Annotated in this window: 9 protein-coding genes; 4 read left to right on the forward strand and 5 right to left on the reverse strand. The window is 72.1% G+C overall.

What is annotated here, in order from left to right:
- Positions 1–59: 59 nt before the first annotated feature.
- Complete coding sequence (locus tag ACFCY7_RS29705) at positions 60–566, reverse strand: MarR family winged helix-turn-helix transcriptional regulator (RefSeq protein WP_376489139.1); 507 nt, start codon at positions 564–566, stop codon at positions 60–62.
- A 119-nt stretch (positions 567–685) separates the two neighbouring features.
- On the opposite strand from ACFCY7_RS29705, the gene ACFCY7_RS29710 reads away from it, so the two are divergent.
- From ACFCY7_RS29710 to alc, 4 genes are read left to right on the forward strand one after another with little or no spacing between them, the layout of a single operon-like run.
- Entirely contained in the window at positions 686–1,636 is a 951-nt protein-coding gene (locus ACFCY7_RS29710; protein ID WP_376489140.1) for an EamA family transporter, read from the forward strand.
- A 5-nt stretch (positions 1,637–1,641) separates the two neighbouring features.
- Positions 1,642–2,643, forward strand: coding sequence for a DMT family transporter (locus ACFCY7_RS29715; protein WP_376489141.1), 1,002 nt, complete (start codon positions 1,642–1,644; stop codon positions 2,641–2,643).
- 24 nt (positions 2,644–2,667) lie between these two features.
- Positions 2,668–3,594: a LysR family transcriptional regulator gene (locus ACFCY7_RS29720; RefSeq protein ID WP_376489142.1), complete on the forward strand. Its 927-nt coding sequence runs from the start codon at positions 2,668–2,670 to the stop codon at positions 3,592–3,594.
- A 59-nt stretch (positions 3,595–3,653) separates the two neighbouring features.
- The gene (gene alc / locus ACFCY7_RS29725; RefSeq protein ID WP_376489143.1) at positions 3,654–4,790 is read left to right on the forward strand and encodes an allantoicase; all 1,137 of its coding nucleotides are present in this window, start codon (positions 3,654–3,656) and stop codon (positions 4,788–4,790) included.
- A gap of 59 nt (positions 4,791–4,849) precedes the next feature.
- On the opposite strand, the gene pepN is transcribed toward alc, so the two are convergent.
- From pepN to ACFCY7_RS29745, 4 genes are all read right to left on the reverse strand, one after another.
- A complete protein-coding gene (gene pepN, locus ACFCY7_RS29730; RefSeq protein WP_376489144.1) occupies positions 4,850–7,420 on the reverse strand; it encodes an aminopeptidase N in 2,571 nt (856 codons plus the stop codon).
- Positions 7,421–7,472: 52 nt separating this feature from the next.
- On the reverse strand, positions 7,473–8,657 hold the full coding sequence (locus ACFCY7_RS29735; protein WP_376489145.1) for a TerD family protein: 1,185 nt from the start codon (positions 8,655–8,657) through the stop codon (positions 7,473–7,475).
- An 80-nt stretch (positions 8,658–8,737) separates the two neighbouring features.
- Positions 8,738–9,754 (reverse strand): aspartate-semialdehyde dehydrogenase, encoded by a 1,017-nt coding sequence (locus ACFCY7_RS29740; RefSeq protein ID WP_376489146.1) that lies wholly within the window; start codon positions 9,752–9,754, stop codon positions 8,738–8,740.
- A 179-nt stretch (positions 9,755–9,933) separates the two neighbouring features.
- Positions 9,934–13,254, reverse strand: a complete 3,321-nt coding sequence (locus ACFCY7_RS29745; protein WP_376489147.1) for a S8 family serine peptidase — start codon at positions 13,252–13,254, stop codon at positions 9,934–9,936.
- Positions 13,255–13,403 lie beyond the last annotated feature (149 nt).

Here is a 13,403-nt window from a genome sequence, read left to right on the forward strand (position 1 = left end):
CGGTACGACGTACCGTGCGGCGCCCTCGCGTGCGTTGAGGCCCCCGCCGCCCGCCGTCGTCAGACGGTCGTGGCGAGCAGCTTGCGGAGGAGCGCGGCCAGCTGGTCCGCCTCCTCCTCGGTGAGCGCGGCCGTCAGGGCGGCCTTCTGCTCCCCGAGGCCGGCGCCGACGGCCTGGTCCACCAGTTCCCTGCCGCGCTCGCTGAGGGTGACCCGCAGCCCGCGCCGGTCGTTCGGGTCGGGGCTGCGCGTGAGCAGCCCGGCCTTCTCCAGCTTGTCGAGCCGGCCCGTCATGCCGCCGGTGGTGATCATCAGCGTGGCGGTCAGCTCGCGCGGCGAGAGCGTGTACGGCTCTCCGGACCTGCGCAGGGTGGCGAGCACGTCGAACTCCCCGAGCGCCATGCCGTAGGGCGCGTACGCCTTGTCCACCTTGCCGCGCATGGCGTTGGACAACCGGTAGATCCGGCCGAAGACGGCCATCGGCACGGTGTCCAGGTCGGGGCGGACGGCCGCCCACTGGTCGGTGATGGCGTCGACGGCGTCGTAGCCGGGGTTCTGCGTCGTCATGGCCTCAGTTTCCCCTTCCCTTCCGGTCGATGGCAAGAAAGCCACTTGCAAGTAAGTAGCTTAGTGGTAAGTTAATTACCGCCAAGCCAGTCCGGCACTCGACAGCAGGGGGAACCGTCATGTCCCGCAAGGCAGCAGTCGTCGCGCTCACCGCACTCGCCCCGATCTCCTGGGGCTCCACCTACTTCGTGACCACCGAGTTCCTGCCGCCCGACCGGCCGCTCTTCACCGGCCTGATGCGCGCCCTGCCCGCCGGCCTCCTGCTCCTCGCCCTCACCCGGAAGCTCCCCAAGGGCGCCTGGTGGGGCAAGGCCGCGGTCCTCGGCGCCCTGAACATCGGCGCCTTCTTCCCGCTCCTCTTCCTCGCCGCCTACCGGCTCCCCGGCGGTGTCGCCGCCGTCGTCGGATCCGTCGGCCCGCTCTTCGTCGTCGGCCTCGCCGCCCTCTTCCTCGGCGACAAGCCCACCGCGAAGTCCCTGGTCACCGCCGTCGTCGCCGCCTTCGGCGTCAGCCTGGTGGTCCTCAAGGCGGGGGCCGCGCTCGACGCGGTCGGCGTGGTCGCCGGACTGCTCTCGTCCCTCTCCATGTCGGCGGGCATCGTCTTCACCAAGCGCTGGGGCCGCCCCGAGGGCGTCGGCGCCCTCGCCCTCACCGGCTGGCAGCTCACCGCAGGCGGCCTGGTCATCCTGCCCATCGCCTTCCTGATCGAGGGCGCTCCGCCGGCCCTGACCGGCACCAACCTGGCCGGCTACGCCTACCTCGCCTTCGGCAACACCGCGATCTCCTACTTCCTCTGGTTCCGCGGCATCGAGCGGCTCAGCGCCTCCTCGGTCACCTTCCTCGGCCCGCTCTCCCCGATCACCGCGGCGATCATCGGCTGGGCGGCGCTCGGCCAGGCGCTCGGTCCCGTGCAGGTCGCGGGCATGCTGATCGCCTTCGGCGCCACCCTGGCGGGCCAGCTGGGCCCCCGGAGGCCGAAGGCCCCGCAGACCGTCGAAACGTTCAGTTCCACTGAAAAGAATGGTCAGGAAGTTTCGATGGACCTGGAGGTTTCGGGGGTGCGACGGTAGGCGGCATGCAGCCGACCACCGCCCGCCACCCGACCACCGCCCACACCGCCCCGACCAGCACCACCGCCACCCACGCCACCGAACCCGCGGTCACCGAACCCGCGGTCACCGAACCCGCAGCCCCCGAGAGGCCGGCACCCGCCAAGGGCGCCGGCCTCGGCGTGCTCCTGGCACTCCTCGCCACCGTCGTCTGGTCCGGCAGCTTCGTCGCCGCCCGCGCCCTCCACGACACCGTCCCCCCGGTCCAGGCGGCGTTCTGGCGCTGGAACGTCGCCCTCCTCGCCGTCGCCCCCCTCGCCGCCCGCGAGGCCTGGCGGCAGCGGCACCTGATCCGCCGCCACCTCCGCTTCCTCACCCTCGCCGCACTGCTCGGCATCACCGTCTACAACACCCTGGTCAACCAGGCTGGGACGGCCACCTCCGCCGGCAACATGGGCATGATCATGGCCGCCTCCCCGGTCCTCATGGCCCTCTTCGCCCGCCTCGGCGGCAACCGCCTCGGCCCGCGCCGCACCACCGGCATGCTCATCGCCTGCGCCGGCGTCCTGCTCCTCGTCGGCAAGGGCTCGCTCGCCCCGGACCTCGCCACCGGCGACCTCTGGGTCATGGCCGCGGCCGTCTGCTTCGCCTCCTACAGCGCCCTGCTCAAGCGCCGCCCCGCCGAACTCGGCGGCCTCGCCTTCCTCTTCACCACCTTCGCCCTCGGCGCGCTCATGCTCCTCCCGGCGTACGGGATCAGCCTCGCCGTCCAGGGCGGCTTCGAACCGACCGCCGGCACCGTCGGCCCGCTCGTCTACGTCGGCGTGCTCTCCTCCGCCGTCGCCTTCTTCGCCTGGAACAAGGCCGTCACCCTGATCGGCGCCGCCCGCGCCGGGATCGTGTACTACCTCCAGCCCGTCTGCGTCGCCCTCCTCTCGTACGCCCTCCTCGGCGAACGGCTCGGCCTCCTCGGCGGCGCCAGCATGGTCCTCATCCTCGGCGGAGTGGCACTGAGCTCCGCGCGGTAGACCCGGCCGGATAGGTTGCGCCCCATGACCGAGTGGGACATCAAGAAGCTCCATATCCTCCGCACCCTCCGCGACCGCGGCACCGTCACCGCGACCGCGGAGGCCCTGCTCATGACCCCCTCGGCCGTGTCGCAGCAGCTCACCAACCTCGCGCGGCAGCTCGGCGTGCGCCTCCTGGAGGCCCAGGGCCGCCGGGTCCGGCTCACCGACGCCGCCCACCTGGTGCTGCGGCACGCGGAGGTCGTCTTCGCGCAGCTGGAACGCGCCGACGCCGAACTCGACGGATACCTGCGGGGAGAGGCGGGGCAGGTGCGGGTCGCGGCGTTCTCGACGTCGGTGCCCGCGCTCGTCGTCCCCGCCGTACGGCAGCTGCGCACCGCGCACCCCGGGCTCGACGTCCGCGTCCGGGAGGCCGAGGCGGCGGAGGCGTACGAACTGCTCGCGGCCGGCCAGGTCGACCTGGCGCTCTCGCTCGCCGCCCACGCGCCCTCCGTGCGCGACCCCAAGTTCAGCCGGGTGCCGCTGCTCGCCGACCCGCTCGACGTGGCCCTGCCCGCCGACCACCCGCTCGCCGACGCCCCCGGGCTGCGGCTCGCCGACCTCGCCGCCGAGCCCTGGATCTTCGGCGGCTCCGGCCCCTGGTCCGAGATCACCACCGCCGCGTGCGAGGCCGCCGGCTTCGTGCCCGAACAGGCCCACAGCGCCTCCGGCTGGACCGCGATCCTCGCCATGGTCGAGGCCGGGATGGGGATCGCCCTCGTCCCCCGGATGGCCTCGGCCGAACGCAGGGGCGGGGCCGGCGTCGTGATGCGCGTCCTCTCCGCCGACCAGCCGCGCCGCCACGTCGTCGCGGCGGTGCGGCGAGGGGCGGAGGACGGCCCCGCGGTGTCCCGGGTCCTGGCCGCGCTCCGCCAGGCGGCGGCGGCCCGGGAGACCGTTCAGCAGAACTGAACGTCATCGTCGAAAACATTCGATGGACCGCCCGGGTCCACGGGGCGCAGAGTCGGGACATGACCTTCGAGACGAGCCGGGACCAGGACCCGCACGCCAACGACGCCGCCCCCTACTCCGGCGGCGACCCGTACGCCGACTACCGCTCCGGCGACTTCCCCTTCACCGAGCTCGTCGACCTCGCCGACCGCCGCCTCGGAGGCGGCGTCGTGGCCGCCAACGACGAGTTCTTCGCCGAACGGGAGAACCTCCTCGTCCGCGAACCGGCCGTCTTCGACCCGGAGCACTTCGGCCACAAGGGCAAGATCATGGACGGCTGGGAGACCCGCCGCCGCCGCGGCGCCGACGCCGAGAACGTCTTCCCCGCCCCCGAGGACCACGACTGGGCGATCGTCCGCCTCGGCGCCCCCGGCGTCATCCGCGGGATCGTCGTCGACACCGCCCACTTCCGCGGCAACTACCCGCAGCGGGTGAGCATCCAGGCCACCGCCGTCGAAGGCTCGCCCGGCCCCGCAGAGCTGCTCGACGCGAAGTGGGAGGAGCTCGTCCCGCCCACCCCCGTCCGCGGCCACGCCGCCAACGGCTTCCCGATCGACGCCGAGCGCCGCTGGACCCACGTCCGGGTCTGCCAGCACCCCGACGGCGGCATCGCCCGCCTCCGCGTCCACGGCGAGGTCGTGCCCGACCCCGAGTGGCTCGAACTCCTCGGCACCCTCGACCTCGTCGCCGTGCTCAACGGCGGTGCGTACGAGGACGCGTCGGACCGGTTCTACTCCTCGCCCACCCAGATCATCCTGCCCGGCACCTCCCGCAAGATGGACGACGGCTGGGAGAACCGGCGCCGCCGGGTCCGCGGCACCAACGACTGGGTCCGCTTCCGCCTCGCCGCCCAGGGAGCCGTCCGCGCCGTCGAGATCGACACCGCCTACCTCAAGGGCAACTCGGCCGGCTGGATCGCCCTCCAGGGCTGCAACGGCGACCCCTCGGGCGGCGCGGAGTGGTTCGAGATCATCCCCAGGACCCGCCTCCAGCCCGACACCCTGCACCGCTTCAAGCTCCCCGCCCAGGCCGTCGTCACCCACGTCCGCCTCGACGCCTTCCCCGACGGCGGCGTCGCCCGGATGCGCCTCCACGGCACGCTCACGGAGCAGGGCGCGGCCGACCTGCGCGCCCGGTACGCGGCCCTCGGCGGCTGACACGACGAAGGGGCGCCCCCACGGGGGAGGGCGCCCCTTCACCGGTCACCGGACCGACGTCACGCGCGGTCCGCGGCCTGCGCCTTCAGCGCACGCTCGATGCCCGCGCGGCACTCGGTCACCATGCGCCGCAGCGCCGGAACCGGGTTGTGCTCCGCGATCCACGCGTCCGTCGCGTCCAGGGTCTCCTGGGAGACCTGGAGCGTCGGGTAGAGGCCGACCACGATCTGCTGGATCATCTCGTGGCTGCGGGTCTCCGAGACGCCCTTGATCGCCGCGAAGTACTTCGCCGTGTACGGGGCGATCAGCTCGCGCTGGTCGGCCTGGACGAAGCCGCCGATGACGGCCTCCTGCACGGCGTTCGCCAGCTTGTCGTCCTCGACGACCGACGCCCAGGCCTCCGCCTTCGCGGCCTCCGTCGGGCGGGCCGCCCGCGCGGTCGCCGCGTGCCGCTCGCCGGCCGCGGTCCGGTCGCGCTCCAGCTCGGCGGCGATCTCCGCCTCGTCGAAGCGGCCGGTGGCCGCCAGCCGCTGCACGAACGCCCAGCGCAGCTCGGTGTCGACGGCGAGGCCCTCGATCACCACGCCGCCGTCGAGCAGCCCGGCGAGCACGTCGAGCTCGGCGTCCGTACGGGCGGTCGCCGAGAAGGCCCGCGCCCACGCCAGCTGGTGGTCGCTGCCGCCCTCGGCGGCGCGCAGCTGCTCCTGGGCGAAGGTGCCCCAGCGCGCCAGGCCCTCGGCCCGCCACTCCGGCGCCGCGTACAGGTCGAGAGCCGCCTTGACCTGGCCCTGGAGCGACTGGACCACGCCGATGTCGGACTCCTTGGCGATGCCCGAGAGCACCAGCGCCAGGTAGTCGCGGGTGGCCAGCTCGCCGTCGCGGGTCATGTCCCAGGCGGAGGCCCAGCACAGGGCGCGCGGCAGCGACTCGGCGAAGTCGCCGAGGTGCGCGGTGACGTTGGTGAGGGACACCTCGTCGAGGCGGACCTTCGCGTACGACAGGTCGTCGTCGTTGAGGAGGACGACCGCCGGGCGGGCCTTGCCCACCAGCTGCGGCACGGCGGTCAGGCCGGCCGCCTCGATGTCCAGCTCCAGGCGGTCGGTGCGGACCAGCCGGCCGGCGTCGTCGAGGTCGTAGAAGCCGATCGCGATGCGGTGCGGACGCAGGACGGCCTCGCCCTTGGCGCCGGCGGGCAGCGCGGGGGCCTCCTGGCGGACGGCGAAGGCGGTGATGAAACCGTTCTCGTCGGTCTCGACCTCGGGGCGGAGGATGTTGATGCCGGCCGTCTCCAGCCACGCCTTCGACCAGGTCTTCAGGTCGCGTCCGGAGGTCTCCTCCAGGGCGCCGAGCAGGTCGGACAGGCGCGTGTTGCCGAAGGCGTGCGCCTGGAAGTAGGCCTGCACGCCCTTGAAGAACTCGTCCTGGCCGACGTAGGCGACGAGCTGCTTCAGGACGCTCGCGCCCTTGGCGTACGTGATCCCGTCGAAGTTGACGAGCACGTCCTCCAGGTCGTTGATCTCGGCCATGATCGGGTGCGTCGACGGCAGCTGGTCCTGGCGGTAGGCCCAGGTCTTCTCCGCGTTGGCGAAGGTCGTCCAGGCGTTGGGCCAGCGGGTGCCCGTCACCGAGGCCTGGCAGGCGACCGAGGTGTAGGTGGCGAACGACTCGTTCAGCCACAGGTCGTTCCACCACTCCATGGTCACGAGGTCGCCGAACCACATGTGGGCGAGCTCGTGCAGGATCGTCTCGGCCCGCCGCTCGTACGCCGCGTCCGTCACCTTCGAGCGGAAGACGTACTGGTCGCGGATGGTGACCGCGCCGGCGTTCTCCATCGCGCCCGCGTTGAACTCCGGCACGAAGAGCTGGTCGTACTTCGCGAACGGGTAGTCGTACGCGAACTTCTCCTGGAACCAGTCGAAGCCCTGCCGCGTGACGTCGAAGATGTGCTCCGCGTCCAGGAACTCGGCCAGCGACGGACGGCAGTAGATGCCCAGCGGGACGGTCTGGCCGTCCTTCTCGTACGACGAGTGCACCGAGTGGTACGGGCCCACGATCAGCGCGGTGATGTACGTCGAGATGCGCGGGGTCGGCTCGAAGACCCAGACGTCGTCCTTCGGCGTCTCGGGCGTCGGCGAGTTGGAGATGACCTTCCAGCCGGCCGGGGCCTTCACGGTGAACTGGAAGGTCGCCTTCAGGTCGGGCTGCTCGAAGGAGGCGAAGACCCGCCGCGCGTCCGGCACCTCGAACTGGGTGTACAGGTACGCCTGGTCGTCGACCGGGTCGACGAAGCGGTGCAGGCCCTCACCGGTGTTGGTGTACGCGCAGTCGGCGACGACCTTCAGCTCGTTGCGGCCCGCGACCAGGTGGTCGAGGGCGATCCGCGAGTCGCGGAAGACGGCCGCGACGTCGAGCGACTTGCCGTTCAGCACCGCCTCGTGGACGGCGGGCGCGACGAGGTCGATGAAGGTCGAGGCGCCGGCCTCTGCGGAATCGAAGCGGACGGTGGTGACGGACCGGTAGGTGCCGCCCTCCTGCGCACCGGTGAGGTCGAGTTCGACCTCGTACGCGTCCACGGTCAGCAGTGCTGCCCGCTGCTGAGCCTCTTCACGGGTCAGGTTTGTGCCAGGCACCCGGTCAACTCCTCGGTTTCGTGACGTTTGGGCCATCCTTCCACGGGCCGGCTCAGCGGCGCACCGCGCATTTCCATGGTCCGTCGCCGCTGATCCGCAGCAGCCCGGGACCCGGCACCGGGGCGCTCACCCGGACCTCCCCGATTTCGTTGACCAGCAGGTCCTGCTCCTCGTCGTCGTAGAGCGGGTCCCGCGGCGGGGTGTGCTGGTGGACCGTGAAGTTCGACTCCCCGTGGTGCGCGAAGTCGAGCACCCCGGGCGGCCCGTCGTAGATCACCAGATCGTGCGCGAGGCCCTCGACGTGGCTGTCGAAACGACGGGCGTGGGACAGCGGGAGCACCCGCAGCGTCCAGGGCGCGTCGGCCTCCACCCGCAGCGTCAGCGGGCGGGCGCGCGGGACCAGGGCGACCGTCCGGGCGCGGACGTCGTCCTCGTACGCCATGAGGAGGAACTCCTCGGCCCGCCCGTAGGTGTCGCAGGCCTCGATCGTGGTGGAGAGCGAGTGGAACGACTCGATCTCCAGGAGCACCCAGTGCCCCGGCGGCAGCGCCGGGTCGCAGTGCACGGTCTCCTTGCCGCGCCCCTGGTAGACGGCCGGCCGGAACTCCCCGCCGTACGGGTCCGCCACCGGCACGGGCGGGGCCGCCGGAGCCGGCGGCGGGGGCGGCGGGACGTAGCCGGGGCCCGGGATCGGCGGCGGCGGGGACTCCACCACGATGCCGAACTCCGTCGCGAGCCCGGCCAGGCCCGAGGCGTACCCCTGGCCGACCGCGCGGAACCGCCAGCCGCCGCCGTGCCGGTAGAACTCCCCGAAGACGAAGGCCGTCTCCGTCGTCGCGCTCTCGATCGCGCAGTACGCCACGGGGTTGCCGGACGCGTCCGTGACCCGCACGTCGAGCCCGGGGACCTGCCCGAAGGCACCCCCGTCGGCGGAGGCGGCGATCACCAGGCGTCCGACGTCCGGCTCCACGCGCGCGAGGTCGAGCCACATCCAGTCGGCGGCCGGGCTGCCGGGCACGCCCGGCGCCGACCTCCCCAGGTGCCGCACCGCCCCCGAGGGGTGCTCGGCGTGGTTGTAGAAGACCAGGTCGGCGTCGCCCCGCACGCGCTCCCCGGCCCCGAGCAGCAGCGCCGACACGTCCACGTCGGGCACCTCGTGCCCGGTCCGCCAGCTGACCGCGACGTGGAGGGGCTGCGCGGGCACCGGGACGTTCGCACCCCTGGGTATCTGGGTCATGGAGGCACTCTGGCACGCGCGGGCACGCCGGAGGGGCGGCTCCCCGCAACGGGAAGCCGCCCCTCCGGAGGTGCCTCGGGTCAGCCCTTGAGCTCGGCCGCGACGAGCTCCGCGATCTGCACGGCGTTCAGCGCCGCGCCCTTGCGCAGGTTGTCGTTGGAGAGGAACAGCGCCAGGCCGTTGTCGACGGTCTCGTCCACGCGGATGCGCCCGACGTACGAGGCGTCCTTGCCGGCCGCCTGGAGCGGGGTCGGGATCTCGGAGAGCACGACGCCCTCGGCGTCCTCGAGCAGCTCGTAGGCGCGCTCGACGCTGATGGGGCGTTCGAAGCGGACGTTGACCTGGAGGGAGTGGCCGGAGAAGACCGGGACGCGCACGCAGGTGCCGGAGACCTTGAGCTCCGGGATCTCCAGGATCTTGCGGGACTCGTTGCGGAGCTTCTGCTCCTCGTCGGTCTCGAAGGAGCCGTCGTCGACGATCGAACCGGCCAGCGGGACCACGTTGAAGGCGATCGGGCGCTTGTAGACGGCGGGCTCGGGGAACTCGACGGCCTCGCCGTCGAACGCCAGCTGGTCGGCGTTCTCGGCCACGGCACACGCCTGCGTGCGCAGCTCGGCGACACCGGCCACGCCCGAGCCGGACACGGCCTGGTAGGTGGTGGCGATCAGCGCGGTCAGGCCGGCCTCCTGGTGGAGGGGCTTGAGGACCGGCATGGCGGCCATCGTGGTGCAGTTCGGGTTGGCGATGATGCCCTTGGGGCGGTCCTTGATCGCGTGCGGGTTGACCTCGGAGACCACCAGCGGGACCTCGGGGTCGCGGCGCCAGGCGGAGGAGTTGTCGATCACGACGGCGCCCTGCGAGGCGACCTTCTCGGCGAGGGCCTTGGAGGTGGCGCCGCCGGCGGAGAAGAGCACGATGTCCAGGCCGGTGTAGTCGGCGGTGGAGGCGTCCTCGACCGTGACCCCGTCGACGACGGTGCCGGCGGAACGCGCGGAGGCGAAGAGCCGCAGCTCGTCCACGGGGAAGTTCCGCTCGGCCAGGATCTTCCGCATGACTGTGCCGACCTGACCGGTGGCTCCGACGATTCCGACCTTCACGGGGACTCCTCCGTACGTATGTGCAGGGTGCTGCCGGTCCATGATGCGTATGTCCCCGCCCGCCTTGTCCAATCCATTGTCCAAGGGTCGGGACGCGTCCTGGACGCATCACACACGGGGACGGGGACGCGAAAGGGGCGGGCACCGGTTTCGGCGCCCGCCCCCTCACTCGTACGGTGCTACGGGGTGACCGCGCCGATCAGGACGCTGCCGGTGCCCGCGACGGTGCCGCGGGCGTTGAGCAGCTGGACCTGGCCGAAGAACTGGCGTCCCTCGGGGGCAGGGCCGCCGACGACGACCTCGGCCGCGACCTTGGTGCTCGCGCCGTTGGCCAGCGGGTAGGTCTTGGCGCCGTCCACCTGGACGGTGCCGAGCGCCGGGGAGTAGTACACGTCCTTGTAGTCGTAGGTCGTGCCGCCCGCGGCCTGGATCGAGTATCCGTCGACCACGACGGTGTACGTGCCCGCGGCGGGCTTGACCAGGGAGACGCTCTCCTCCGAGTCGCCGTCGGCCGACTGGCCGACCTGCTTGCCGTTGAGGAGCACGGTCAGGTCGAGGTCGGCGGCCTTGTCGGAGGTGTTGCCGATCGCGATGTCGAGCCGCTCGACGCTCTCGCCGATGGTGACGGTCTTCGTGTGCTTCTCGTGGTGCTGGATCGTCGGGGTCTCGACCTTGGCCGAGCCCAGCGAGCCGCCCTTCAGCTTGCCGTCGAGGGCGGCGAACTTGTTGGCGACGGTCCACTCGACGACGGACGGGGTGCCGACCTTCGCCTCGGCGACGGTCTGGACCGCCGGGTCGAAGGAGGCGCCGAGCGCGGCGACGTTCAGCGTGTACGGGTTGTCCAGATCGGGCGAGGTGCGGCGCGCCTCGACCTCGATCTCCCAGACGCCCGGCTGCGGGTTCGCGTAGGAGCGCAGGTCCGGACGGCAGGTGTTGGCCGGGTTGTAGTGCGGGTAGCAGCCCGTGGTCGCGGTCGGGTCGACCGGGACGCCGTACGGGTGGATGGCGATGAACCGGGTCTGGCTCTTCTCCTTCAGGCCGCCGATCGCGACCTCCAGGGAGGTGGCGCCCGCCGGCACCGTCACGAAGTACGACTTGGTGCTGTTGCGCTGGACCGATCCCGAGGCGGAGAAGCCGTAGCCGGGGGCGACCAGGTCGCTCGCGACGACCGAGGTGGCGAGGATCTGCTTGTCGACGCCCTCGGTGCGCTCGTCGTCGGCCTCCAGGAGCACGCTGTGCACGCCGGCGGTGCGGGGGCGGGCCTCCAGCTTGACGGTGACCGGCTTGTTCAGCGGGAGGTCGATCTCGTCGTCGCCCAGGATGCGGAAGGTGCCGTCGTTGTACTTGAGGTCCAGCTCGTGCTCGATCGGCCGGTCCGGGCCGCTCGTGCGCGTGACGGTGACGTCGTAGACCTTCTTCTGGCCGACCTTGAGGCCGCCCTCGCGGTCGTACACACCGGTGCCGGTGTGCGGGGCCGGGAAGATCACGGTGTCGACCGGGGCCTCGACCTTGTAGGAGTGGGCGGTGGCCCCGTCCTTGATCGACTCCCACGCCTCGTTGATGTCGACGAGGCCGGCGCCCTGCTCGTGGGCCGCGACACCCGGGATCCGCCGGGCGGTCGAGGTGAGGGCGGTACGGAGGGTCAGCGGGGAGAGCTCGATGCCGCGCTGCTTGGCGGCGGAGAGGAGCAGCGCGCCGGCGCCCGCGACCTGCGGGGACGACATCGAGGTGCCGTTGAGCATGCCGTAGCCGGCGGGAAGCGCGTAACCGGCCTCGGCGACGCCGGATCCCGCCTGCCAGGTCGGGATGGTGTTCACGGACGAACCCGGGCCGGTGACCAGCGGGGCCGCGCCGCCGTCCTCACGCGGACCGCGCGAGGAGAACGGGAACATGGCGTACTTCTTCTCGACGGCCGAGCCGTAGTTGGCGGCCCAGGTCGACTGGGAGACCGCCGCGCCGACCGAGAGGACCTTGTCGGCCAGACCGGGGTCGCCGATCGTGTTGGTGCCCGGGCCGGAGTTGCCGGCCGAGATCACCAGCTGCACGCCGTACTCGTCGATGAGGCGCGTGTAGAGGCGGGAGCGGACGTTGTCGCCGTCGTTGAGCGCGGGCAGGCCGCCGATCGACATGTTCACGATGTCGACGCCGCGGTTGACCACGAGGTCGACCATGCCCTCGGTGAGGGCGGTGTTGGTGCAGCCGCCGGTCCAGGTGCAGGCGCGCGAGGAGACGATCTTCGCGCCGGGGGCGGCGCCGTTCATCTTCCCGCCGAAGAGGCCCTTGGCTGCCGTGATGCCGGCGACGTGGGTGCCGTGCGAGGACTCGACGAGGCCGATGTTGACGAAGTCGCGCTTCTGGCCGACCCAGACGCCGCCCAGCGGGTCCATCGGGACGTCCTTGCGGATCTCCACGACGAACGGGGTCCGCTCGGCGACCTCGGTCGACGCGTCGTCGGTACCGAAGTAGCCGACCTGGAACCCGTTCTTGTACGGCTTCATCGGCTCGTTGTCCGTGAAGTCGTTGTTCTGGTCGACGTCCACGCGGACGGTGCCGGCGGCCGGGTCGTACAGCATGCCGAAGACGTCGGTGGTGTCGCCGTCGCGGTTGATGTCACCGGCCGGGTCGCCGCCCGCGGTGACCGCCTCGGTGAAGCGGCTGAACTGGAAGGAGCCCTCGGGGGCCTTCCAGCTCTGCGAGGCACCGGTGAAGACCGGGCCCGCGACGGGGGCGTTCTGCAGGCGCCAGGTGGCGTCGCCCTCGGTGATCGGGTCCGTGGCGGTGACCCAGTCGACGATCTTGCGCTCGCCGGTGGTGGTCTTCTGCAGGGCCGGGTGGCCGAGGTCGACGCCGGAGTCCAGGATGCCGATGGTCACGCCGCGGCCGTCGGCCTTCGGGTGGTCCTCGACGAACTCGACCGCGCCCGTCTCGTGGGACGGGTTGTACGGGTTCTTCGCCGGGGTCTTCGCGCTCGGGGCCGGGTAGGTCGTGGTGACGGTGGTGCCCTCGACGGCAGCCGTCGCCGCGCCCGCGTCCGGGGTCGGGTCGTCCAGCGGGATCTCGGCCTGGAGGTCGATCGACTGGACGGAGGAGAGCTGGGTGGCGGCCTTGATCGCGGCCGCGGCCTTGGCGGTCGGCAGGGTGGCGCGCACGTAGCCGAGCGCGTCCTGCTGCTTTCCGACGGAGGCGCCGGGGACGGCGTCGAGCTGGCCGGCGACCTGCTCGGTGGCGCCGGGGGCGGTGGCGACGAGGACGGTGACGTTCTTCTCGCCGCCGGCCTCGGCCTCGGTGAGGCGCTGGGCGTCGATCGCGCCGAGCTTGTCGGCGGGGTTCGAGGCCTTGACCGGGGGAGTGGTGTCCGGGGCTTCGGAGGCGAGCACGGGCGCGGCGCCGGTCGCGACCAGTGCGGCGACGAGCCCGGCGGCGGCGGCGATGCGCGCCGCACGCCTGTGCCCGGGCGTCGAGCGTCCGGGTATGGAGCTCCGAGTTTCGGGGGTGGTCATCTACATCCCTGGGGGTGAAAGGAGAGGGTCCGGAATTCGGTGCCGGATGACCGCTCAGCCTTTCGCAAGTGACAGGGGTTTGTAGAGAGTTGTCAGGGGGCGTTGTGCCGCCACGGCACAAACCCGCCAGCGCCCGGGATCCGCCACAG

The organism is Streptomyces sp. NPDC056361 (genome assembly GCF_042262805.1).
GTDB lineage: Bacteria > Actinomycetota > Actinomycetes > Streptomycetales > Streptomycetaceae > Streptomyces.